The 24,050-nt window shown below is 60.9% G+C and carries 21 protein-coding genes; 14 read left to right on the forward strand and 7 right to left on the reverse strand.

Annotation, left to right across the window (positions count from 1 at the left end; translation table 11 throughout):
• The first annotated feature begins 180 nt into the window (after window positions 1-180).
• Complete coding sequence (argF, locus tag CIB54_RS08245; RefSeq protein ID WP_101219445.1) at window positions 181-1,101, forward strand: ornithine carbamoyltransferase; 921 nt, start codon at window positions 181-183, stop codon at window positions 1,099-1,101.
• Window positions 1,098-2,141, forward strand: coding sequence for an ABC transporter ATP-binding protein (locus CIB54_RS08250; RefSeq protein ID WP_065951809.1), 1,044 nt, complete (start codon window positions 1,098-1,100; stop codon window positions 2,139-2,141). The genes argF and CIB54_RS08250 overlap by 4 nt, the downstream gene beginning before the upstream one ends.
• Window positions 2,142-2,283: 142 nt before the next feature.
• On the opposite strand, the gene ybaK is transcribed toward CIB54_RS08250, so the two are convergent.
• Complete coding sequence (ybaK, locus tag CIB54_RS08255) at window positions 2,284-2,754, reverse strand: Cys-tRNA(Pro) deacylase (RefSeq protein WP_065951808.1); 471 nt, start codon at window positions 2,752-2,754, stop codon at window positions 2,284-2,286.
• 326 nt (window positions 2,755-3,080) lie between these two features.
• Between ybaK and CIB54_RS08260 the strand changes: the two genes are divergently transcribed.
• The 11 genes from CIB54_RS08260 to CIB54_RS08310 all read left to right on the forward strand — a co-directional run bounded on the left by CIB54_RS08260 (window position 3,081) and on the right by CIB54_RS08310 (window position 15,572).
• Complete coding sequence (locus CIB54_RS08260) at window positions 3,081-3,938, forward strand: MIP/aquaporin family protein (protein ID WP_101219447.1); 858 nt, start codon at window positions 3,081-3,083, stop codon at window positions 3,936-3,938.
• An 81-nt stretch (window positions 3,939-4,019) separates the two neighbouring features.
• Window positions 4,020-5,525, forward strand: a complete 1,506-nt coding sequence (gene glpK, locus CIB54_RS08265) for a glycerol kinase GlpK (protein ID WP_101219449.1) — start codon at window positions 4,020-4,022, stop codon at window positions 5,523-5,525.
• Between the two features lie 83 nt (window positions 5,526-5,608).
• Complete coding sequence (locus tag CIB54_RS08270; RefSeq protein ID WP_057724781.1) at window positions 5,609-6,364, forward strand: DeoR/GlpR family transcriptional regulator; 756 nt, start codon at window positions 5,609-5,611, stop codon at window positions 6,362-6,364.
• A gap of 277 nt (window positions 6,365-6,641) precedes the next feature.
• Window positions 6,642-8,180 carry a glycerol-3-phosphate dehydrogenase gene (gene glpD, locus CIB54_RS08275; protein WP_101219451.1) on the forward strand — a complete coding sequence of 513 codons (1,539 nt, stop codon included), beginning with the start codon at window positions 6,642-6,644 and terminating at the stop codon, window positions 8,178-8,180.
• 378 nt (window positions 8,181-8,558) lie between these two features.
• The gene (locus CIB54_RS08280; RefSeq protein WP_101219453.1) at window positions 8,559-9,485 is read left to right on the forward strand and encodes a glutamate/aspartate ABC transporter substrate-binding protein; all 927 of its coding nucleotides are present in this window, start codon (window positions 8,559-8,561) and stop codon (window positions 9,483-9,485) included.
• 193 nt (window positions 9,486-9,678) lie between these two features.
• Complete coding sequence (locus tag CIB54_RS08285) at window positions 9,679-10,425, forward strand: amino acid ABC transporter permease (RefSeq protein WP_065951803.1); 747 nt, start codon at window positions 9,679-9,681, stop codon at window positions 10,423-10,425.
• Window positions 10,425-11,096, forward strand: coding sequence for an amino acid ABC transporter permease (locus CIB54_RS08290; RefSeq protein WP_025856886.1), 672 nt, complete (start codon window positions 10,425-10,427; stop codon window positions 11,094-11,096). Before CIB54_RS08285 ends, CIB54_RS08290 begins: the two co-directional genes overlap by 1 nt.
• Window positions 11,093-11,827 (forward strand): amino acid ABC transporter ATP-binding protein, encoded by a 735-nt coding sequence (locus CIB54_RS08295; protein WP_065885987.1) that lies wholly within the window; start codon window positions 11,093-11,095, stop codon window positions 11,825-11,827. The genes CIB54_RS08290 and CIB54_RS08295 overlap by 4 nt, the downstream gene beginning before the upstream one ends.
• Window positions 11,828-11,998: 171 nt before the next feature.
• Window positions 11,999-13,900, forward strand: a complete 1,902-nt coding sequence (locus CIB54_RS08300; RefSeq protein WP_065951802.1) for a two-component sensor histidine kinase AauS — start codon at window positions 11,999-12,001, stop codon at window positions 13,898-13,900.
• Window positions 13,897-15,234, forward strand: coding sequence for a two-component response regulator AauR (locus tag CIB54_RS08305; RefSeq protein ID WP_101219455.1), 1,338 nt, complete (start codon window positions 13,897-13,899; stop codon window positions 15,232-15,234). The genes CIB54_RS08300 and CIB54_RS08305 overlap by 4 nt, the downstream gene beginning before the upstream one ends.
• Complete coding sequence (locus CIB54_RS08310; protein WP_101219457.1) at window positions 15,234-15,572, forward strand: GlpM family protein; 339 nt, start codon at window positions 15,234-15,236, stop codon at window positions 15,570-15,572. The genes CIB54_RS08305 and CIB54_RS08310 overlap by 1 nt, the downstream gene beginning before the upstream one ends.
• A gap of 61 nt (window positions 15,573-15,633) precedes the next feature.
• Here CIB54_RS08310 and CIB54_RS08315 read toward each other — a convergent pair whose 3' ends face one another.
• The 6 genes from CIB54_RS08315 to CIB54_RS08340 form a co-directional block, all read right to left on the reverse strand.
• Complete coding sequence (locus tag CIB54_RS08315; protein ID WP_065951799.1) at window positions 15,634-17,031, reverse strand: sigma-54-dependent transcriptional regulator; 1,398 nt, start codon at window positions 17,029-17,031, stop codon at window positions 15,634-15,636.
• Window positions 17,021-18,799, reverse strand: coding sequence for a sensor histidine kinase (locus CIB54_RS08320; protein WP_065951798.1), 1,779 nt, complete (start codon window positions 18,797-18,799; stop codon window positions 17,021-17,023). The genes CIB54_RS08315 and CIB54_RS08320 overlap by 11 nt, the downstream gene beginning before the upstream one ends.
• Entirely contained in the window at window positions 18,799-19,923 is a 1,125-nt protein-coding gene (locus tag CIB54_RS08325; RefSeq protein ID WP_101219459.1) for a GNAT family N-acetyltransferase, read from the reverse strand. Before CIB54_RS08325 ends, CIB54_RS08320 begins: the two co-directional genes overlap by 1 nt.
• Before the next feature lie 136 nt (window positions 19,924-20,059).
• Entirely contained in the window at window positions 20,060-20,923 is an 864-nt protein-coding gene (locus tag CIB54_RS08330) for an alpha/beta hydrolase (RefSeq protein ID WP_101219461.1), read from the reverse strand.
• Window positions 20,920-22,314, reverse strand: coding sequence for an aspartate aminotransferase family protein (locus CIB54_RS08335; protein WP_065951795.1), 1,395 nt, complete (start codon window positions 22,312-22,314; stop codon window positions 20,920-20,922). The genes CIB54_RS08330 and CIB54_RS08335 overlap by 4 nt, the downstream gene beginning before the upstream one ends.
• Window positions 22,307-23,011, reverse strand: coding sequence for an MtnX-like HAD-IB family phosphatase (locus tag CIB54_RS08340; protein ID WP_101219463.1), 705 nt, complete (start codon window positions 23,009-23,011; stop codon window positions 22,307-22,309). The genes CIB54_RS08335 and CIB54_RS08340 overlap by 8 nt, the downstream gene beginning before the upstream one ends.
• A 229-nt stretch (window positions 23,012-23,240) precedes the next feature.
• Here CIB54_RS08340 and CIB54_RS08345 point away from each other — a divergent pair, with 229 nt between their 5' ends.
• Window positions 23,241-24,011, forward strand: coding sequence for a MipA/OmpV family protein (locus tag CIB54_RS08345; RefSeq protein ID WP_065951793.1), 771 nt, complete (start codon window positions 23,241-23,243; stop codon window positions 24,009-24,011).
• The last annotated feature ends 39 nt before the right edge of the window (window positions 24,012-24,050 follow it).

The following is a 24,050-nucleotide window of genomic DNA, read 5'->3' on the forward strand; positions in this document are numbered from 1 at the left end:
AGGCGCCCTGCTTGAACACCTCTAAAAACCGTAGCCTATTGGTAAGACGCGACATTTAATGTCAATATCGCGCCTTCCCCTATTTCGTCGCCCCGTGCGGCTTTCGCCGCAGGTCTCGCCCGTTGTCACAATAAACAAGGCTTTGAGTATCTGCGGTCTGTTGCAAAAAGGTAGTTAATGATGAGCGCAAGGCACTTTCTCTCCCTGATGGATTGCACGCCCGAAGAGCTGGTCAGCGTGATCCGTCGAGGCATTGAGCTTAAAGACCTGCGTAACCGCGGCGTACTGTTTGAGCCTTTGAAAAATCGCGTGCTCGGGATGATTTTCGAGAAGTCCTCGACTCGCACCCGCCTGTCCTTCGAAGCCGGCATGATTCAGCTGGGTGGCCAGGCTATCTTCCTGTCGCCACGCGATACCCAATTGGGCCGTGGCGAGCCGATCAGCGATTGCGCCATCGTCATGTCGCGCATGCTCGATGCCGTGATGATCCGTACCTTCGCCCACAGCACCCTGACCGAGTTTGCCGCCAACTCGCGCGTGCCGGTGATCAACGGCCTGTCCGATGACCTGCACCCGTGCCAGTTGCTGGCCGACATGCAAACCTTCCTCGAACACCGCGGCTCGATCCAGGGCAAGACCGTGGCCTGGGTCGGCGACGGCAACAATATGTGCAACAGCTATATAGAAGCCGCCATCCAGTTCGACTTCCACCTGCGCATCGCCTGCCCCGAGGGTTACGAACCCGCCGCCGAGTTCATGGCCAAGGCTGATGGCCGCGTGCAACTGCTGCGCGATCCGAAGGATGCGGTGGTCGGCGCCCATCTGGTCAGCACCGACGTCTGGACCTCCATGGGCCAGGAAGATGAAACCGCCAAGCGCCTGGCCCTGTTCGCGCCATTCCAGGTGACCCGCGCCCTGCTCGACCTGGCCGCGCCGGACGTGTTGTTCATGCACTGCCTCCCCGCCCACCGTGGCGAGGAAATCAGCCTCGACCTGCTCGACGACCCGCGCTCGGTCGCCTGGGACCAGGCCGAAAACCGTCTGCATGCGCAAAAGGCCCTGCTCGAATTTCTCGTCCCGCCGTCGTATCACCACGCATGAGCCAGCCATTACTGCTGAACCTGCGCAATCTGGCATGCGGCTATCAAGATCAACGAGTGGTGCAGAACCTCAACTTGCACCTCAACGCGGGTGACATCGGCTGCCTGCTCGGCTCCTCGGGCTGCGGCAAGACCACCACCCTGCGCGCCATTGCCGGTTTTGAGCCGGTGCACGAAGGCGAAATCAGCCTGGCGGGCGAAGTGATCTCCAGTGCCGGTTTCACACTGGCACCGGAGAAACGTCGTATCGGCATGGTGTTCCAGGATTACGCGTTGTTTCCTCATTTGAGCGTGGCCGACAACATCGCCTTCGGTATCCGCAAGCACCCGCACAAAGACCGCGTGGTCGCCGAGTTGCTGGAACTGGTCAACCTCAAAGACCTGGGCAAACGCTTCCCCCACGAGCTATCCGGTGGACAGCAACAACGCGTTGCCCTCGCCCGCGCCTTGGCGCCGGAACCGCAACTGCTGCTGCTGGACGAACCCTTTTCCAACCTGGATGGCGAACTGCGGCGCAAGCTCAGCCATGAAGTGCGCGACATTCTCAAGGCGCGCGGCACCAGTGCGATCCTGGTCACCCATGATCAGGAGGAAGCCTTCGCCGTCAGCGACCATGTGGGCGTTTTCAAGGAGGGTCGTCTTGAGCAATGGGATACGCCCTACAACCTCTATCACGAGCCGCAGACGCCTTATGTGGCCAGCTTTATCGGCCAGGGCTACTTCATTCGCGGCCAATTGAGCTCGCCGGAGTCCGTCAGCACCGAGCTGGGCGAACTGCGTGGCAACCGTGCCTATACCTGGCCGACCGGTGGCGCGGTGGATGTATTGCTGCGACCGGATGACATCGTCTACGCACCGAACAGTGCGCTGAAAGCGCGGATTGTCGGCAAGACCTTCCTCGGCGCATCAACGCTATACCGCCTGCAACTTGCGACGGGCGCGCAGTTGGAGTCGATTTTTCCCAGCCATGTCGATCAGCAGGTCGGCGCGGATGTGGGCATTCGAGTGGCTGCCGAGCACCTGGTGCTGTTCCAGGCGTAAGCAGCCAGCTGGCGAAACCGGCTTGAACATGTGGGAGGGGGCTTACCCCCGATTGCAGTGGGTCAGCTACAGATAAGCTGATTGACCCAGCGCTATCGGGGGCAAGCCCCCTCCCACATTTTGATCTCTACAGGGCTGATCATCAGGCCCTGCCAATCGGCGCGAACTTCGCTTGGGTATGTTCAGCCAACACACCGGCCGGCAGCTCGACTTCAAGCCCGCGCCGGCCAGCACTGACGAAAATCGTCGCAAACGGCTGCGCCGTCACATCGATGAACGTGCGCAATCGCTTCTTTTGCCCCAAGGGGCTGATACCGCCCAATAGATACCCGGTGGAACGCTGCGCGGCCGCCGGGTCGGCCATTTCGACTTTTTTCACGCCTGCCGCATTCGCCAGGGCTTTGAGATCCAGACTTCCGACGACCGGCACGACGGCCACCAGCAATTCGCCCTTCTCACTGCTGGCCAGCAACGTCTTGAACACCTGCGCCGGGTCGAGGCCCAATTTTTCCGCGGCCTCCAGGCCGTACGACGCCGCCTTGGGATCATGTTCATAACTATGGATACGATGTTCGGCGCGAACTTTTTTCAACAAGTCCAGGGCAGGGGTCATGTGGGCTCCGAGAGTGCAAACTGACGCTCAATTCTAGGCCAAGCTCGCACAAAACGCTCTAGCGCAGTCGTTTACGCGCACGGATACCTGGCCCACCCCATGATCATTCACCCTACCAATAGTTATGAAATGACCTACCGTTCACTTTCGACCTTTGACAGCGGTCATTCTTGTCTATATTTTTTCGTTTCCGAATACTGTAGGAATAGCTCCCCAGTACTCGAGCAGTAAGCCGTGGCGCAGGATGGGGATCCTCGTCACGGTGAAAATCGCGCAACCGCCCGTTGAGACGGTGCGCCAGACAAGAACAACAACTGAGGTTTTCCATGACAACTGCTCTTCAACAGCCTTCACTTTCGAGCCAATGCATGGCCGAATTCCTCGGCACTGCGCTGCTGATCTTCTTCGGTACCGGATGCGTCGCTGCGCTCAAGGTCGCGGGTGCGAGCTTTGGCTTATGGGAAATCAGCATCATCTGGGGCATCGGCGTCAGCATGGCGATCTACCTGAGTGCCGGTATCTCCGGGGCTCACCTCAATCCGGCGGTGAGTATCGCCCTGTGTATTTTCGCCGACTTCGAAAAACGCAAACTGCCCTTCTATATCCTCGCCCAAATCGCCGGGGCCTTCTGTTCCGCCGCGCTGGTGTACACGCTCTATAGCAATCTTTTTTTCGATTACGAACAAACTCACCACATGGTGCGTGGCTCCCAGGCCAGCCTGGAATTGGCCTCGGTGTTTTCCACCTATCCTCATGCACTGCTGAGTACGGCCCAGGCATTCCTGGTGGAAATGGTCATCACGGCAATTCTGATGGGCGTGATCATGGCCCTGACGGACGATAACAATGGCCTGCCACGCGGTCCGTTGGCTCCGCTGCTGATCGGCCTGTTGATCGCCGTGATTGGCAGCGCCATGGGGCCGTTGACCGGCTTTGCGATGAACCCGGCGCGGGATTTCGGGCCCAAGCTGATGACCTTTTTCGCCGGCTGGGGTGAAATGGCCTTTACTGGCGGCCGCGATATTCCTTACTTCCTGGTACCTATTTTCGCGCCGATTGTCGGTGCATGCCTTGGCGCTGCCGCGTATCGCGGGCTGATTGCCCGTCATCTGCCGAGCGCCGCACCTGCTATTGCTGAAGAAACAACTGACACGGCTGTCAACGGCAAGACGCGTATTTCCTGATACCGCCGGCCTGGCCCGCACTGCCTCTTTGCGGACCCGGCTGATTCCTTACTTCCTTATTTTCCGTCCAAGGCAATCGACATGACCGACATTCAGAATAAGAACTACATCATTGCCCTTGATCAGGGCACCACCAGTTCCCGCGCGATCATCTTCGATCGCGACGCCAACGTGGTCTGCACCGCCCAGCGTGAATTCACTCAGCATTACCCGCAAGCGGGCTGGGTCGAGCATGACCCGATGGAAATTTTCGCGACCCAGAGCGCGGTGATGGTCGAAGCGCTGGCGCAGGCCGGCCTGCACCATGACCAGGTCGCCGCCATCGGCATCACCAACCAGCGTGAAACCACCGTCGTGTGGGACAAAGTCACCGGCCGCCCGATCTACAACGCGATCGTCTGGCAATGCCGCCGTAGCACCGAGATCTGCCAGCAGCTCAAACGCGACGGCCACGAGCAATACATCAATGACACCACCGGCCTGGTCACCGACCCGTACTTCTCCGGCACCAAGCTCAAGTGGATCCTCGACAACGTCGAAGGCAGCCGCGAGCGTGCGCGTAACGGTGAACTGCTGTTCGGCACCATCGACAGCTGGCTGATCTGGAAATTTACCGGCGGCAAGACCCACGTCACCGACTACACCAACGCCTCGCGCACCATGCTCTTCAACATCCACACGCTGGAGTGGGATGCGAAGATGCTGGAGATCCTCGACGTACCGCGCGAAATGCTGCCGCAAGTGAAGTCTTCCTCGGAAATCTATGGCCGTACCAAAAGCGGCATCGCCATCGGCGGCATCGCGGGTGACCAACAGGCTGCACTGTTCGGCCAGATGTGCGTCGAAGCCGGTCAAGCCAAGAACACCTACGGCACCGGTTGCTTCCTGCTGATGAACACCGGCGACAAAGCGGTGAAATCCAAGCACGGCATGCTCACCACCATCGCCTGCGGCCCCCGTGGCGAAGTGGCTTATGCCCTGGAAGGCGCGGTATTCAACGGCGGCTCCACCGTGCAGTGGTTGCGTGACGAACTGAAGATCATCGCCGATGCCACCGATACCGAATACTTCGCCGGCAAGGTCAAGGACAGCAACGGCGTGTACCTGGTGCCCGCGTTCACCGGCCTGGGCGCGCCGTACTGGGACCCGTATGCCCGTGGCGCACTGTTCGGCCTGACCCGTGGCGTACGCGTGGACCACATTATTCGCGCAGCGCTGGAGTCGATTGCCTACCAGACCCGTGACGTGCTCGACGCCATGCAACAGGACTCCGGCGAACGCCTCAAAGCGTTGCGCGTGGACGGCGGTGCGGTGGCCAACAATTTCCTGATGCAGTTCCAGGCCGACATCCTCGGCACCCAGGTCGAGCGCCCACAAATGCGCGAGACCACCGCATTGGGCGCGGCCTACCTGGCAGGCTTGGCATGCGGCTTCTGGGGCAGCCTGGACGAGTTGCGCGGCAAGGCGGTGATCGAGCGCGAGTTCGAACCGCAGCTGGATGAGGCTTCCAAAGAGAAACTCTACGCCGGCTGGCAAAAAGCGGTCAGCCGCACCCGTGACTGGGAGCCGCACGAAGGCGCTGAATAAGCCAACGTCAGGTTGTAACTGGCAGGGAGCGGATTCCTGCGTCATCATGGGCCACTTTTGTATGGCAGCCCAAAGGACGCCCCATGAATCTGCCTCCCCGCCAACAACAAATCCTCGAACTGGTCCGCGAACGCGGCTACGTCAGTATCGAGGAAATGGCGCAGCTGTTCGTTGTCACCCCGCAAACCATCCGCCGCGATATCAACCAGCTGGCGGACGCCAATCTGCTGCGCCGCTACCACGGCGGCGCGGCCTATGACTCCAGCGTCGAGAACACCGCGTACGCCATGCGAGCCGACCAGATGCGCGATGAAAAGCAGCGTATCGGCGAAGCCATCGCGGCGCAGATTCCCGATCACGCTTCGTTGTTCATCAATATCGGCACCACCACCGAATCCATCGCCCGGGCGTTGCTCAATCACCATCACCTCAAAATCATCACCAACAATCTCAACGTCGCCACCATGCTCAGTGCCAAGGACGACTTCGACGTACTGCTGACCGGCGGCAATGTGCGTCGCGACGGCGGTGTGGTTGGCCAGGCCAGCGTCGATTTCATCAACCAGTTCAAGGTCGACTTTGCGCTGGTGGGTATCAGCGGCATCGATGAAGATGGCAGCCTGCTCGACTTCGACTATCAGGAAGTGCGGGTCTCCCAGGCGATTATCGCCAATGCGCGGCAAGTGATCCTGGCGGCGGACTCCAGCAAATTCGGGCGCAATGCCATGATTCGTTTGGGGCCGATCAGCCTGGTGGATTGCCTGGTGACGGACCAGCAGCCGGTGCCGGCGCTGGTGCAAGTGCTGAATGAGCATAAGGTTCGTCTGGAAGTCGTTTAGCGCCTGGCCGGTCCCCATCGGGGGCAAGCCCCCTCCCACATTTCAATGGCGTCGCACATCCGAGTGTGGGAGGGGGCTTGCCCCCGATGGCGATTTATCCGGCCCTCAGTTTCTTGCGCCTTCCCCCGGCTCATGTTCACAAATTTTCCTTTTCCCGCGCTTCGATGAGTTTTTTCAATCGAAGTCGGCTGGCTGTGCCCGCGTTTATCAGCTACCATTTTCGCAAATGAACATTAATGTTCGAATTCCAATACGAAAAGATCGCGAGGCCAAGCCGATGAACCCTTCTACCTTGCCTGCCCCACCGCTTGCCGAAGTCTATGATGTCGCCGTTATCGGCGGCGGGATCAATGGCGTCGGCATTGCAGCAGACGCAGCCGGTCGCGGTTTGTCGGTATTCCTTTGCGAAAAGGACGACCTGGCCAGCCACACCTCCTCCGCCAGCAGCAAGCTGATCCACGGTGGCCTGCGCTACCTGGAGCATTACGAGTTCCGTCTGGTACGCGAAGCCCTGGCCGAGCGTGAAGTGCTGCTGGCGAAGGCCCCGCACATCGTCAAGCAGATGCGCTTCGTGCTGCCGCACCGTCCGCACCTGCGCCCGGCCTGGATGATTCGTGCCGGCCTGTTCCTGTATGACCACTTGGGCAAGCGCGAGAAACTGGCCGGCTCCAAAAGCCTCAAGTTCGGTGCCGACAGCCCGCTGAAAAGCGAAATCACCAAAGGCTTCGAATACTCCGACTGCTGGGTCGACGACGCCCGCCTCGTGGTGCTCAACGCCATGGCCGCACGTGAGAAAGGCGCCCATATCCACACCCAGACCCGCTGCATCAGCGCACACCGCAGTAACGGCCTGTGGGAAATGAACATGGAGCGCGCCGATGGCAGCCTGTTCTCGATCCGCGCCCGGGCGTTGGTAAACGCTGCAGGCCCGTGGGTCGCCAAGTTCATCAAGGAGGATCTGAAGCTGGATTCGCCTTACGGTATCCGCCTGATCCAGGGCAGCCACCTGATCGTGCCGAAACTCTACGAAGGGGCGCATGCGCACATTTTGCAGAACGAGGACCAGCGCATCGTCTTCACTATTCCGTACCTGAATCACCTGACCATCATCGGCACTACCGACCGTGAATACACCGGCGACCCGGCTGCAGTTGCGATCACCGAAGGTGAAACCGACTACATGCTCAAGGTGGTCAACGCGCACTTCAAGAAACAGCTGAGCCGTGACGATATCGTCCACACCTACTCGGGCGTACGCCCGTTGTGCAACGACGAATCGGATAACCCGTCGGCCATTACCCGCGACTACACCCTGTCGCTGTCCGGCGCTGCCGGCGAGGCTCCGATCCTGTCGGTGTTCGGCGGCAAGCTGACCACGTATCGCAAGCTGGCGGAATCGGCCATGGCGCAACTGGCGCCGTACTTCACGCAAATGCGCCCCAGCTGGACCGCCAAGGCCAGCTTGCCCGGCGGCGAAGACATGAGCACGCCAGAAGCCTTGGCCGAGGCCATTCGCAGCAAGTTCGACTGGGTGCCGAGCGAGATCGCCCGTCGCTGGTCGACCACCTACGGCAGCCGCACCTGGCGCCTGCTCGAAGGGGTGCAGACCCTGGCTGATCTGGGTGAGCACCTGGGAGGCGGGCTCTACACCCGTGAAGTCGATTACCTGTGCGCTGAAGAATGGGTGACGCAGCCTCAGGACGTGCTGTGGCGCCGTACCAAGCTGGGCCTGTTCACCACGGCGGCGGAACAGGACAACCTGCAACGCTACCTGTCCAAGGTTGAACAGAACCGCAGCAAGATCGAAGCGGCCTGACACCCTCCCGACACCGTAGGAGCGAGCTTGCTCGCGAAAGACCCGAAAGCGCCGCGTTTATCCAGAATAACCGCGGTGCTTTTGCGTTCTTCGCGAGCAAGCTCGCTCCTACCGTCAGCAGGCTTGAGATTCGGTTTTCCGAACGCTATACAGTCTCTCTATTCGGTTAGCCGTATCCAGGAAGCAAACCGCAACCGTCATACAAAGTTAATACTCATATAAATCATGCACTTAATCTTTTATTTGCGGTATGGCACGACTCATGCTCTACACTTCCTGACGATTGCCTGACACGCTTCAGGAGCCGTCAAGGCATTCGCTGCACAACAGAGCCGTTTAGCTGGCTTCATAAAAAAAACAAATGTCGAGGAAGTATTGATGCGCATCGTTCCCCATATCCTGGGCGCAGCTATCGCTGCTGCTCTGATCAGCACTCCAGTTTTCGCCGCCGAACTCACCGGCACGCTGAAGAAAATCAACGACTCCGGCACTATCACTCTCGCTCACCGCGACAGCTCCATCCCGTTTTCCTACATCGCGGATGCCTCGGGCAAGCCTGTGGGCTACTCCCACGACATTCAGTTGGCCGTCGTTGAACAACTGAAAAAAGACCTGAACAAACCCGACCTTAAAGCCAAGTACAACCTGGTGACCTCGCAAACCCGTATCCCGCTGATCCAGAACGGCACCGCGGATCTCGAATGCGGCTCCACCACCAACAACGCCGAACGCGCCCAGCAAGTCGACTTCACCGTCAACATCTTCGAAATCGGCACCCGTCTGCTGGTCAAGAAAGACAAGGAAGGCAAGCCGTCCTACGCTGACTTTGCTGACCTGAAAGGCAAAAATGTCGTGACCACCGCCGGCACCACGTCCGAGCGCATCATCAAGGCGATGAACGCCGACAAGCAGATGGGCATGAACGTTATCTCCGCCAAAGACCACGGCGAATCCTTCCAGATGCTCGAAAGCGGCCGTGCCGTCGCGTTCATGATGGACGACGCCCTGCTGGCCGGTGAAGAAGCCAAGGCCAAGAAGCCGGACGACTGGGTCATCACCGGTACTCCGCAGTCGTTTGAAGCCTATGCCTGCATGGTTCGCAAAGGCGACCCGGACTTCAAGAAAGCCGTGGATGACGCCATCGTCGCCCTGTACAAGTCCGGTGAGATCAACAAGATCTACGCCAAATGGTTCGAAAGCCCGATCCCACCGAAAGGCCTGAACCTGAACTTCCCGATGAGCGACAAGGTCAAGGAGCTGATCGCCAACCCAAGCGACAAACCAGCGCCTGAAGTAAAAATCTGATACCTGACTAAGCTTATCTCCTGAGGGAGCCAACCCTCCCTCAGGCGTCTGTTACTACCTGCTGGCTTTAACTTGGAACACTCGACCTGGCGGTTTTCGAGCCGATCGTGTGTGCCTGGCGTTCAACGTCAGGTGGGAAATGGCATTCCCCAAGCGGGTGCTTGTACATCGATCGATTTCGGGGGAGACCCTAATGAATTACAACTGGGACTGGGGCGTGTTCTTCAAGTCCACCGGCGTTGGCAGCGAGACCTATCTCGACTGGTACATCGCCGGCCTGGGCTGGACCATCGCCATCGCTGTCGTGGCATGGATTATCGCCTTGTTGCTGGGCTCCATTCTGGGGGTCATGCGCACCGTACCGAACCGCCTCGTATCGGGCATCGCGACCTGCTACGTGGAACTGTTTCGTAACGTGCCGCTGCTGGTTCAGCTGTTTATCTGGTACTTCCTGGTACCCGACCTGCTGCCGCAGAACCTGCAGGACTGGTACAAGCAAGACCTCAACCCGACCACCTCGGCCTACCTGAGCGTCGTCGTATGCCTGGGCCTGTTCACCGCCGCCCGTGTGTGTGAACAAGTGCGCACCGGCATCCAGGCGCTGCCCCGTGGCCAGGAAGCCGCAGCCCGCGCCATGGGCTTCAAGCTGCCGCAGATCTACTGGAACGTGCTGCTGCCCCAGGCTTATCGCATCATCATCCCGCCGCTTACCTCGGAATTCCTCAACGTGTTCAAGAACTCCTCCGTGGCGTCCTTGATCGGCTTGATGGAACTGCTGGCGCAAACCAAGCAGACCGCCGAGTTTTCGGCCAACCTGTTTGAAGCCTTCACCCTGGCCACGCTGATCTACTTCACCCTGAACATGAGCCTGATGCTGCTGATGCGCGTGGTCGAGAAGAAAGTCGCAGTGCCCGGCCTGATCTCCGTGGGGGGTAAATAATGGACTTCGATTTCAGCGGCATCATCCCCGCGATCCCGGGCCTGTGGAACGGCATGGTCATGACCTTGCAGTTGATGGTCATGGGCGTGGTCGGCGGCATCGTCCTGGGCACGATCCTCGCGCTGATGCGCCTGTCGTCCAGCAAGCTGTTGTCCCGCGTGGCCGGCGCCTATGTGAACTACTTCCGTTCGATCCCGCTGCTGCTGGTCATCACCTGGTTCTACCTGGCGGTGCCGTTCGTGCTGCGCTGGATCACCGGCGAAGACACGCCGATCGGCGCGTTCACCTCCTGCGTCGTGGCGTTCATGATGTTCGAAGCCGCGTACTTCTGTGAAATCGTACGGGCCGGCGTGCAGTCGATCCCCAAGGGACAGATGGCCGCCGCTCAGGCAATGGGCATGACCTACGGCCAGACCATGCGCCTGATCATCCTGCCCCAGGCGTTCCGCAAGATGACGCCGTTGCTGCTGCAACAGTCGATCATCCTGTTCCAGGACACTTCGCTGGTCTACACCGTGGGCCTGGTGGATTTCCTCAACTCCGCCCGCTCCAACGGCGACATCATCGGCCGCTCCAATGAGTTCCTGATCTTCGCCGGTGTCGTCTACTTCATCATCAGCTTTTCCGCCTCGCTGCTGGTCAAGCGTCTGCAAAAAAGGTTTGCCGTATGATCTCTATCAAGAACATCAACAAGTGGTATGGCGACTTCCAGGTGCTGACCGACTGCAGCACCGAGGTTAAAAAAGGTGAAGTGATCGTGGTGTGCGGGCCGTCGGGCTCGGGCAAATCGACCCTGATCAAGTGCGTCAACGCGCTGGAACCGTTCCAGAAGGGCGACGTAGTCGTGGACGGCACCTCGATTGCCGACCCGAAGACCAACCTGCCGAAACTGCGCTCGCGCGTGGGCATGGTGTTCCAGCACTTCGAGTTGTTCCCGCACCTGACCATCACCGAAAACCTGACCATCGCGCAGATCAAGGTGCTGGGCCGCAGCAAGGAAGAAGCCACCCAGAAGGGTCTGCAACTGCTTGAGCGCGTGGGCCTGTCGGCACACGCCCACAAACATCCTGGCCAACTCTCCGGCGGCCAGCAGCAACGTGTGGCGATTGCCCGCGCCCTGGCCATGGACCCGATCGTCATGCTGTTCGACGAGCCGACCTCGGCGCTGGACCCGGAAATGGTCAACGAAGTGCTCGACGTGATGGTGCAACTGGCCCACGAAGGCATGACCATGATGTGCGTGACCCACGAAATGGGCTTTGCGCGCAAAGTGGCCGACCGCGTGATCTTCATGGACGCCGGCAAGATCATCGAAGACTGCCCGAAAGAAGAGTTCTTCGGCGACATCAGCGCCCGCTCCGAACGTGCACAGCACTTCCTTGAGAAAATCCTGCAGCACTAAGCAATAAACCGCCTCCACTGTAGAAACAGTGGTCAATGTGGGAGGGGGCTTGCCCCCGATAGCGGTGGATCAGTAACAGATGTACCGACTGACACACTGCTATCGGGGGCAAGCCCCCTCCCACACTGGACTGCACAGGCTGGCAGCGCTGGTTGACCCAAGGCATCTGTGATGAAATGCGACCCCACTCAATATCGCGCCGCGCCGCCATCACTTGCCGTGAAGCCTCGTCTGATACGCCAACTGTTCCTGCCGCCGTTGATCATCGCCCTGATGATCGGCCTGGGTTATATCGGCTTCTGGGTCAGTGAGTACTACGGCATCCGCACCCTCAGCGACAATGGCGGACGCCAGCTGGAGCTGCATGCCCGCACCGTCGAAAGCGAACTGAGCAAGTACACCTACCTCCCCAGCCTGCTCGAGCTGGAATCCAGTGTTTCCCTGCTCCTGGCCAATCCCAACCAGGAAACCCGCAAGACCGTCAACGATTACCTCGAAGGCCTGAACCGCCGCAGCCGCAGCCGAGCCATCTACGTCATGGACACGACCGGTCGGGTGCTGGCCACCAGTAACTGGCGCGACGCCGACAGTTACCAGGGTGAAGACTTGTCCTTTCGCGCCTATTTCCAGAACGCCGTACGCGGCCAACCCGGTCGTTTCTACGGCATCGGCAGCACCAACGGCGAACCCGGCTATTACCTGGCCCACGGCCTGGAAGAGCACGGCAAGATCATCGGCGTCGCCGTGGTCAAGGTCCGCCTGGAAGCGCTTGAGGAACGCTGGCAGCGCGCGCGCCTCGAAGCTTTTGTCAGCGACGAAAACGGCATCATTATCCTGTCCAGCGACCCGGCCCGCCGCCTCAAGGCGGTGCGCCCCCTGAGTGATGACACCAGGGACCGACTGGCTCACAGCCTGCAATATTACTGGGCGACCCTGAACGCGCTGGAACCCCTGGCCCGCGAGCGCTTGAACGAAGGCAGCGAAAAGCTGACCTTCCCGGCCAACAGCGAAGTGGTCAGCGACAAGCACGAAGTCAGCTACCTGGCGCAAACCCGTCCCTTGAACGACACGCCGTGGAATTTCACCCTGCTCACCCCGCTCAATGAGCTGCGCCGCGCCGCGATCAACCAGGGCATTCTGGTCGCCGTCGCGTTCGGCCTGGTCGCGTTTTTGCTGATTGCCTGGAACGAGCGGCGCAAGGTCATCGCCACCCGCCTCGCCGCGCGGGAAGCCCTGCAGGAAGCCAACAGCCAGTTGGAGCGACGGATTGCCGAACGCACCGCCGACCTGCGCGCCAGCAACGATCGCCTCAAGGGCCAGATCCGCGAACGGCGCCAGGCCGAAGAGACCTTGCGCCACGCCCAGGACGAGCTGGTGCAGGCCGGCAAACTCGCGGCGATCGGCCAGATGTCCACCAGCATCGCCCACGAATTGAACCAACCCCTGGCCGCGCTGCGCACCCTGTCCGGCAACACCGTGCGCTTCCTCGAACGCGGGGCCCTGGACACCGCGAGCGCCAACCTCAAGACCATCAACGAACTGATCGACCGCATGGGCCGCATCACCGCCAGCCTGCGCTCGTTTGCCCGGCGCGGTGACGACCAGGGCGAGGCAAGCCTGGCCAAGGCCGTGGACGCCGCGTTCCAGGTGCTCGGCGCGCGTCTGGACAGCGTGCCGCTGGCCGTGCACCGTGAGTTCGCCAATGCCCAATTGCAGATCGACCAGACGCGCCTGGAGCAGATTCTGGTCAACCTGATCGGCAACGCCCTCGACGCGATGCAGGCGCAACCGGCGCCGCAACTGTGGCTCGAAGGCCAGAGCGCCGAGGGCAAATATCGCTTGAGGGTGCGCGATAATGGCCACGGCATCGATCCCGAGGCCCGCAAGCATCTGTTCGAGCCGTTCTTTACCACCAAACCCGGCGAGCAAGGCCTGGGCCTGGGCCTTACCTTGTCTGCGAGCCTCGCGGCGGCCACCGGCGGTAGCCTGGCGGTGGAACATCCGGCCAGTGGTGGTACCGCGTTTGTCCTGAACCTGCCGTTGGCGGGCGCCGAAAAAGTTGAGTCGACATGAATATGCAAGCCCAAGACCTCACTGTCCTGATCGTCGAAGATGACCCCCATGTGCTGCTGGGTTGCCAGCAAGCCCTGGCGCTGGAAGACATTCCCAGCGTTGGCGTGGGCAGCGCCGAAGAAGCCTTGACGCACATCGGCGAGAACTTCGCCGGCATTGTCATCAGCGATATCCGCCTGCCGGGCATCGATGGGCTGGAGCTGCTGACCCGCCTCAAAGCGCTGGATAAAAGCCTGCCGGTGGTGCTGATCACCGGGCATGGCGACATCTCCATGGCTGTCGGCGCCATGCGCAACGGCGCCTACGACTTCATGGAAAAACCCTTCTCCCCCGAGCGCCTGGTGGATGTTGCCCGTCGCGCCCTGGAGCAGCGCGCACTGGCGCGGGAAGTCTGGTCGCTGCGCCGCCAACTGGCCGAGCGCGACTCACTGGAGGGTCGCATCATCGGGCGTTCGCCGGCGATGCAGAACCTGCGCGAACTGATCGCCAACGTCGCCGACACCTCGGCCAACGTGCTGATCGAAGGCGAAACCGGCACCGGCAAGGAATTGGTCGCGCGTTGCCTGCATGATTTCAGCCGGCGCCATTCCCATCCGTTCGTCGCACTGAACTGCGGTGGGCTGCCGGAGAACCTGTTCGAAAGCGAGATATTCGGCCACGAAGCCAACGCCTTCACGGGCGCCGGCAAGCGCCGCATCGGCAAGATCGAGCACGCCCATGAGGGCACGCTGTTTCTCGATGAAGTGGAAAGCATGCCGATCAACCTGCAGATCAAACTGCTGCGGGTGCTGCAGGAACGTACCCTCGAGCGCCTGGGTTCGAACCAGAGCGTGGCCGTAGACTGCCGGGTGATCGCCGCCACCAAGTCCGACCTCGACGAACTGAGCCGCGCCAGCCAGTTCCGCAGCGACCTGTACTACCGGCTCAATGTGGTCACCCTGGAACTGCCGCCCCTGCGCGAGCGCCGTGAAGACATCCTGCAGTTGTTCGAACACTTCCTGCAGCAATCCTCACTGCGCTTCGATCGCACCGCGCCGGAGCTGGACAACCAGACGCTGTCGGGCCTGATGAGCCACGACTGGCCGGGCAACGTGCGCGAACTGCGCAACGTCGCCGAACGCTTCGCCCTGGGCCTGCCCGCGTTCAAGAAAAGCGGCACGGGCGGCAGCACCCAAGGCCTGGCCTTCACCGAGGCGGTGGAAGCCTTCGAGCGCAACCTGCTCAACGATGCCCTGCAACGCAGCGGCGGCAACCTGACCCAGGCCAGCCAGGAACTGGGGATGGCCAAGACCACGCTGTTCGACAAGGTCAAGAAATACGGGTTGAGTCACTGATGGATCTATTCTTGAAAGCCGCGCTTGGCGCGGCGGTAGTGCTGATATTGGCGGCGCTGGCCAAGACCAAAAATTATTACATCGCAGGCCTGGTGCCGCTGTTTCCCACCTTTGCGCTGATTGCTCACTACATCGTCGGCAAGGGCCGCTCGGTGGAGGACCTGAAAACCACGATACTGTTCGGGATGTGGTCGATCATTCCGTACTTTGTGTATCTGGCGACGTTGTATGTGATGGTGGATCGGATGCGGTTGGAAGCGTCGCTGGCAGTCGCGGCAGTCGCTTGGTTGATGGCGGCAACGGTGCTGGTCAGCGTGTGGGTACGCCTCCACACCTGACACACCGCAGTTAAAAATGTGGGAGGGGGCAAGCCCCCTCCCACATGTTAACCACGCTGTGTCAGCGGACTATTTTGTCGACTTGGATGCCCAGCTTCTTCAGGCGATACCAGAAGCTCCTCTCCGAGATCCCGATCTTCGCCGCAGCCGCAGCCTGTACCCCGTTGCTCTCCTGCAAGGCCGCCAGAATATATGCCTTCTCCACCTCCGCCAGCGCCGCATCCAGGTCCTGCGGTACACCCGGCCCATCACTCAGGATTGCCGCCGCGCCAGCCTCGGCGGGCCTGGAGGCGAACAGATACCCCGGCAAATCAATATCTTCGATCACCGGCGAAGCCGCCACAATGGTTGCCCGCTCCACGCAATTTTGCAGCTCGCGGATATTGCCCGGCCAGTGATACGCCGCCATGGCCTGCAAGGCTTCGGGGCTGAACCCGCTGATGCGTTTGCCGGCGGTCGCGCTGAGGGTGCGAGCGAAATGCCGGGCCAGGGGCGCGATATCTTCCACACGCTCGCGCAGGGCCGGCAGAGGAATCGGGAAGACATTCAGGCGGTAATACAGGTCTTCGCGAAACTCCTTGTTGGCCACTGCGTCCAGCAGGTTCTTGTTGGTGGCGGCGATCACCCGCACGTCCACCTTGCGCTCGCGGGGGTCGCCCACCGGTTCGATAACCCGTTCCTGCAAGGCGCGCAGGATCTTGGCCTGCAAGGCCAACGGCATATCACCGACTTCATCAAGGAACAGCGTGCCCTTGTCGGCCTGCATGAAGCGCCCTACCCGGTCGGCCACGGCGCCGGTGAACGCGCCTTTGCGATGACCGAACATCTCGCTTTCCAGCAAACCTTCAGGAATCGCCGCGCAATTGACCGCCACGAACGGCTGGTCGGCACGGCTGCCGTGCTTGTGAATGGCGCGGGCGACCATTTCCTTGCCGGTACCGCTTTCGCCGGTCAGCAGGATGGTTGCGCTGCTGTCGCGCACCGAGTCCACCGCTTGCAGCACTTTGCGAAACGCCGGGCTGTCGCCCACCAGGCTGTCGAACTGGGCGTGTTCATCCAGCTCGGCGCGCAGGCGTGCGTTATCGCGCATGATGTCGCGAAACTGCAGGGCCTTGGCCACGGTGATGTCGAGCTCGTCGATATCGAACGGCTTGGCGATGTAGTCGTAGGCGCCATTGCGCATCGACTGCACGGCATTTTTCACCGTGCTGTAGGCCGTCATCACGATCACCGGCACGTTTGGATAACGCTGCTTGATCTCGGCCAGCAACGCCGGCCCGTCCATGCCCGGCATGCGCCAGTCGCTGATGACGAGGTCGATGTCCTCCTGCTCCAGCACTTTGAGCGCATGCAGGCCATTGCCGGCCGTGAACACCTGGATGCCGTTCTGGCCCAGGGCGGACGACAGCAGGTCACAGAGCTTGGGCTCGTCGTCGACCACCAATACGTTATGCGTCATGCCCGTCCTCACCCTCGCCGTCGTCTTCACCGTTAGCTGGAATGTACAGGTTGAAGGTGGCGCCAGCATCTTTCTCGGTGACGCACTCGATGCTGGCGTCGTGACTTTCCATGATCGAATAGACTTTGGCCAGACCCAGGCCGGTGCCCGAGGCCTTGGTGGTGACAAACGGAGTGAAGATGCGCTCGACCATACCCGCCGGGATGCCCTCGCCGGTATCAGCGATGCTGATCACGGTATTGTCGCCCGCGCTGCGGATACCCAGGGTGAGGCGCCCGCCTTCGGGCATCGCGTCGATGGCGTTGAGAATCAGGTTGAGACAGGCCTGCTTGAGCTGCTTGGCGTCCGCGTAGATCGTGGCGTCGGGCGCCTGGTCGTCAATCTGGGCGTCGATGTTGTGGGTACTCAACTCCGGGCCGCAGAAACCGAGGATTTCCTCCACCAGCGCGCGTGCCGGTTGCAGGACGCGCATCGGCGGATTGGGCTTGGCGAAATCGAGGAATTCGGTGATCAGTTCGTTGATCCGGCTGACCTCGCTGATGACGTACTCCAGGTGGCGCTTGTCGGTGTCCGGCAGGTCGGCGCGACGGTGCAACAGTTGGGTGGCGGTCTTGATGATGCCCAATGGGTTGCGGATTTCATGGGCCAGGCCCATGGCGACTTCACCCAGGGCATGCAGGCGATCACGCCGGCGTAGCTGCGCTTCCAGATGATGCAATTCGCCCAGCCGTTCAGTCATGTGGTTGAACGTGCTGCTCAGTTGCGCCAGCTCGTCGCCGCCGCTGACCACCACGCGGTGAGTGTAGTTGCCGGAGATCACCGCATTCACGCCCTGGGACAAGTCGCGCAGCGGCTGGGTCAGGCGTCGCGACACCCACATGCCCGCAGCCAGCGACAGCGCCGAGCTGACGAGGAAAATCAGCACGAACAAATTGCTCTGGTTCACCAGCCCCACCAGGCTCGTGTGGCGCAGCAGGCCGCTGAAGATCACGCCTTGCAGCTCGCCGGCGTCGTTGAATATCGGCCAGTACAAGCCGCTGTACTGATTGGTGAACTGCTCGCTCGGCTGCCGGGTGCTGCGCAGCTCGGCTTCGACGTCTTTGGGAATGCGCGACGGGTGATTTTCAAAGCGCTGAGTCGAGAATATCTCGGAAAACCCCGCCGGGTTGGCCAGGTACAAACGCAGGTCAAGGGAATGCACATCGGCCACGCTGGTGAGGAAACTGCTGTCCAGGTAAGTCGCCACCAGCAGCAGATAATCGACCCCATCGCGGGTGGTCTCGAAGGTCGACACCACCAGGCCTGTGCTCACGCCGGCCACCTGTACGGTCTGCAGCACCGCGTTGCTGGTCAGGCTGATTTGCTTGACGATATCGTCGGCGGCGGTGCTGAACAGCACCTTGCGGTCGCTGGTGCGAATCAGTGCCACCACATCGATGTCGGTGGCGCTGGCGATGTCGGCGGTGAGCTGGTCATGCCGTTCAGCCTGCCTGGATGAGGGTGGGCTGGTGTAGCGCAGGAACAGCTTGGCCATGCGCGCGTTATCGTGAAGGATGTCGCCGATCTCGTCCTTGACGATCTTGGTCGACTCCTGCAGCCAGATACGCACGTTGCTGTCGAAAATCTGCGACAGCGTGGTGGCGGCCAGTTCCGCCGCGATCATGGTCGGAATCACGCTGACCAGCCAGAAGGCCAGCACCAGCTTGCGCTGCACGCTCCAGCGCGAAATGGCAAAGGGGCGGGCTTTCTGGCGGGTCTTGGTAATCATCAGGTTTCGCTTATCGCAGCAGCCATGGCAGGGTCGGAACGGTCCGGTCGGATAAACAGTTTTACAAGCTTGAGCAGGCTGTTGACCAGCCGATTGCGGTGGCGGAAAAACAGGCTGTTGCCCTGGAACTCGCAACCCAGGCGCAGTTTACTGGCATAACCGGCCTGGCCGCATTCGTACAGCGCAATATTGTGTTGAATACAGTAGTCGACATTGGTCAGCCAACTGCGAAAGTACAGGTTGTATTCACGGCTGAACGCGATGTCATGCCCGAAAAACTTGTCGATCAGCCGATGCTCGTCGAGCAGGATCAGGTTGAACGCCACCAGGTGCTCGTCCACCCAGTAAAGAACACACACCGCACGCGCTTGCAGTTGCTCAAGAATCCCCGTGAAGTAACCGGCGGGCAGGCGTTCGAACTGCAAGTCCGCGCGCGTGAGCGTGGCTTCATAGAGGCGCATGACCTCGGGCAGCACATCATCGATGTTGTGCCGCCACTCCACCCGTGGCCCCGGCGCACGCAGTTTGCGGCGCAGGTCTTTGCGCGTGGATTTGCCCAGCGAGCCCAGGTAAGCCTCCACCGAACCATAGGGCACCGGCAGCACGCCGGAGGGCAGGCTCGGCATGCTTTGAAAGCCTGCGGCGCGACAACTCTCGGCCCAGTGCGCATCGTTGGTCGGTGCGTCCTTGACCGCCAGCAGGCCGATGCCGAACCCGTCGGCATCGCGCCGCGCGGCGATGAGCAATTGCTGAAGCAACAGGGGCCTGCGCCCCGCGGGCACGTGGCTGGCGATCCCCGCGTCACACCGCTCGGCCACCGGCGAGCCGATCGCGTACAGGGCCAACTGCAAGGCACCCGGCCACAGGCGTTGCAAGCGCTCGGTCAAGCGCTTGCCGGCTCCGGACACCGTGGTGTCAAGGCGATAATGGGTAATGAACGCGGGCGCCACGGCCACCAGCGCTTGATCTTCGTAGACGGCCAGGTAACGCCACTGGAAGTCATCGATCGCGGCGTTTTCCACGGCCAGGTAGTAGTCCCAGTCCTCCAGGGCACCGGGGAAACAGTCATTCCAGGCATCGCGCTGGATAGCCCGGATGGTCGGGTAGGCTTGGGTGGTTATCACAGTTTTTCCTTATCAACACCGCCCCCACTGTAGGAGCGAGCTTGCTCGCGAAAATCGCGCAGAGAACGCGTTCAGCCTGGCTACGCGTTATCGCGAACGACCGTCGCGAGCAAGCTCGGGCCTACAGGTAAGCGCATCAGGCCACACGATTGAGATGCATCGAATGTCGCTCGACGAACTCGGCGCTCAACTCGATCACACGGCGGTATTGCAGGTCGACGGTAATCATGTGATAGCAGTTATCCAGCAGGATCTTGGTCACCGGGCCACCGAGGTGGCGCTCCACGTAATCGGCGTTCCAACGGCTGGTGATATCGTCCTCGATGGAGTGCAACACCAGCGCCGGTGTCTTGATAGCCGGCATGCGTTTCTTGACCACGGCGTTGAGGCGATGCAACTCGCGCACGGTGATGCCTTCCATGGTCAACAGCCCCGCCTCGCTGCTCTCGCCCTCCTTCATCTGCCGCTCGACGATGGCCCGCAGGCGTTGGTTCTTGATGCCATAGGGCGGCTTTTCTTCGAAGCTGCAAACGTGCACGCCGAACGGAATCTTCATCAGCAACGGCGTGAGAAAGGCCAGCTTGTTGATGCTCCAGCCGTCGTACTTCAAGGTGGTGGAATACATCAGCAGCCCGGCGACCTGCCCCGGGTGCTCGGCCGCCACGTACATCGACATCACCGCGCCCATGGACAAGCCGCCGACGAACACCTGCGCGTGACGCCGCTTGACCTGTACGAAGGTCTTGCGCACCCCTTCGTACCAGTCGCGCCAGCCGGTGGCCTGCAGGTCGCTGTTATCGCCGCAGTGCCCGGCCAGGGTGGGCACGTACACCGTGCAGTTGCCCGCCTTGACCAGCCCCTTGGCGACCTGGCGCAATTCCGTCGGAGTGCCGGTCAGGCCATGGATCAACAGGATCCCGACCGGCCCCTCACCGAGAACGAAGCCGGCATCGCCTTCACCGAGGTCGATCCCTTGGCTATTTAGAACAGCGCTGTTCACCGGTTGGTCGCTCGCACCAGCAGTTGCTCGAGCAGCTTCAGGCCCAGGTCGATTTCCGGGTAGCTGATTTCCAGGGACGGTGCCAGGGTGATCACGTTCTTGTAGTAACCCCCCACGTCGAGGATCAGGCCGAGTTTCTGGCCATCCACCACCATGTCGCCTTTCATGCCTTCCTCGACCATGTAGTCCAGTGTCGCCTTGTCCGGGGTGAAGCCATCCGGCCCGCAGATTTCGCAGCGCAGCGCCAGGCCCAGGCCGTCGACGTCGCCGATGATCGGGAAACGCTTCTGCAAATCCTGCAGGCCTTCGAGGAAGTATTTGCCCTTGGCCATGACCATCGCGCCGTAATCGACTTCGTTGGTCATCTTGAACATCTCCAGGCCCACCGCCGTGCCCAACGGATTGGAGGCGAAGGTAGAGTGGGTCGAACCTGGCGGGAACACCTTCGGGTTGATCAGCTCTTCACGGGCCCAGATGCCGCCCAGCGGGTTGAGGCCGTTCGTCAGCGCCTTGCCGAACACGATCACGTCCGGCTGCACGTCGAAGTGCTCGATCGACCAGAGTTTGCCGGTGCGGTAGAAGCCCATCTGGATTTCATCCGAGACCATCAGGATGCCGTGCTGGTCCAGGACGTGCTTGAGTTCGCGATAGAAGTTCATCGGCGGGATCACGTAGCCGCCGGTGCCCTGGATCGGCTCCACATAGAACGCCGCGTATTCGCACTGGTTGGTTTTCGGGTCCCAGACGCCGTTGTATTCGGTCTCGAACAAGCGCGCGAACTGCTGCACGCAGTGGCTGCCGTATTCTTCCTTGGTCATGCCTTTCGGGCCGCGGAAGTGATACGGGAACGGAATGAAGTTGGCGCGCTCGCCAAAGTGGCCGTAGCGACGACGGTAGCGGAAGCTGGAAGTGATCGACGAGGCACCGAGCGTACGGCCGTGGTAGCCGCCTTCGAAGGCGAACATCAGGCTCTTGCCGTTGCTGGCGTTGCGCACCACCTTCAACGAGTCTTCAATCGATTGCGAACCGCCGACGTTGAAGTGCACGCGGCCGTCGAGGCCGAATTTTTTCTTGGCGTCGACCGCGATCATTTCCGACAGCTCGATCTTGCCTTTGTGCAGGTACTGGCTGGCGATCTGCGGCAGGGTGTCGATCTGCTGTTTCAGCGCATTGTTCAGGCGCGGGTTGGCATAACCGAAGTTGACGGCCGAGTACCACATCTGCAGGTCGAGGTAGGCCTGGTCTTCGGTGTCCCACACGTAGGAGCCTTCGCAGCGACTGAAAATACGCGGCGGCTCGATGTAGTGAACGGTGTCGCCGTAGGAGCAGTACTTGGCTTCTTTATCCAGAAGGATCTGGTCTTCGGCGGTGGCGATGCGGATATCAGACATGATGGAAGAGTTCCTGAGTGTCAAAAGAGGTGTTGAACGTGGTGGCGTTGGCGGCGATGCCTTGCGGCAGTTGAGCCAGCAAGGCAGGCACCTGGGCGAAGGTGTCGAAGCGCGCATGAGGAATGCGGTGGGCGACGCAATACTCGGCGAGGCTGCCCTTGGCGAACACGAAGTCGGCGGTGGAGGCCACGCACATGTCGGATTTACCGTCGCCGATCACCAGCACGCGCTTGTTGCGCGGTGTGGACTTGCACTTGCAGTTGCCGGAAGCGGCGCGGCAGGCATCACTGGCGTGCGGGAAGTCGATGCGCCAGCTGTTCTGGTCGACCTGGCGCAGGCGGTTGGCGAGGATCGGCAGCAAGGTCACGTAGTTGCGCGACAGAATGCGCGCGATGCCCTGCTCGATGCCGTCGCTGACCACTTCGAGGGTCGCGCCCAGGTCCATGACGTGATCGACGAAATCCGGGAAGTCCGGGTCAATCTCGACGCTGTCGAAATACGCCAGCAGTTCACTGGGGGTGGCCTTGATCAGCGCCAGTTGGCGGCTCAGGCATTCGCGTGAACCGATATGTCCATCCAGCCATTGCTGTTCGATGGTTTCCCACTCGGGGCCGGCGAAGCGTTGGAGGACGTTGTCGATGACATCGGTAGGGGTGATGGTCCCGTCGAAGTCACACACGATATGCCATTGGTTCATTGCGTCTACCTTTGGAAAGAGGCGCGCTGTATGCGCTTGCATTACCGGTAGAGCAGGGAGCGTGCCAACAGGCCAAAGCCCAGCGGGGCTGGGGCGTTCTCAGGGGTTTGGGCGAATATGTGTTCGGCAAGCTACAATTTTTGTAGCTTGCTACAAACAAGATGAGTGCTTGCGTGGGAGCCGGGGTCTGCGCGTTCATGCGCGCATGAACTCACCAGGAAAGCGCGCCATGTCCAAACTCACGTCCGTTGTATTCGCCAGTTTTTTGGGGGTGTGCGGCATCTCCAGTACCGCCTGGGCACAAGGCATCAGCGGCGACGTGGGTGCCGGTCTCAGTTACCAGCCCCATGACCCGACGGGCAGCCGCTACGAAACCCGCCCCGTGCCCTATCTGGACCTGGACTGGGGCGACGTCAGCCTGAGTACCGATGACGGCTTGACCTGGAGCGCGTTGAACGCCCATGGCATCACAGCCGGCCCGTACATCAATTACCTGTCGGGCCGTACGTCCAACGGCGCGCTGCAAGGTCTGCGCAATGTGTCGGACATGGCCGAGGTCGGCGGGTTCGTCCAATACGCTCCGGCCGATTTCTGGCGGGTCTACGCGCAGTTGGGCCAGGCCGTGGGCGGTGGGCATACGCAAAGTGGCGCGCTCGGCAAACTGGGCGGCGAACTGGGCTATCCACTGGGTGGCGGGATTATCGGCAGCACCGGGCTGGTCGCGCATTTTGCCGATGCACGCCAGGCCAATACCTTCTTCGGCGTGGACAACAACGAAGCCGCCGCCACGGGCTTTCGGCCTTACAACGCCAGCGGTGGCTTGCAGAACGTGACGCTGAGCCAGAGCTTCGCGTTCCCGCTGGCAACGCACTGGTCATTGCTGACCAGCGCCAGTTGGGTCCACCTGGTCGGCTCGGCAGCCAACAGCAGCATTGTCAGGCAGGCCGGCAGCGTCAACCAGGGCCAGGTGCAGACGGCGCTCAGCTACTCCTTCAATTAAAAGCCACCCCTTATCCACCTGATGTATAGAGATCAAAAT

This window comes from Pseudomonas fluorescens, assembly GCF_002837185.1.
GTDB classification, from domain to species: domain Bacteria; phylum Pseudomonadota; class Gammaproteobacteria; order Pseudomonadales; family Pseudomonadaceae; genus Aquipseudomonas; species Aquipseudomonas fluorescens_AM.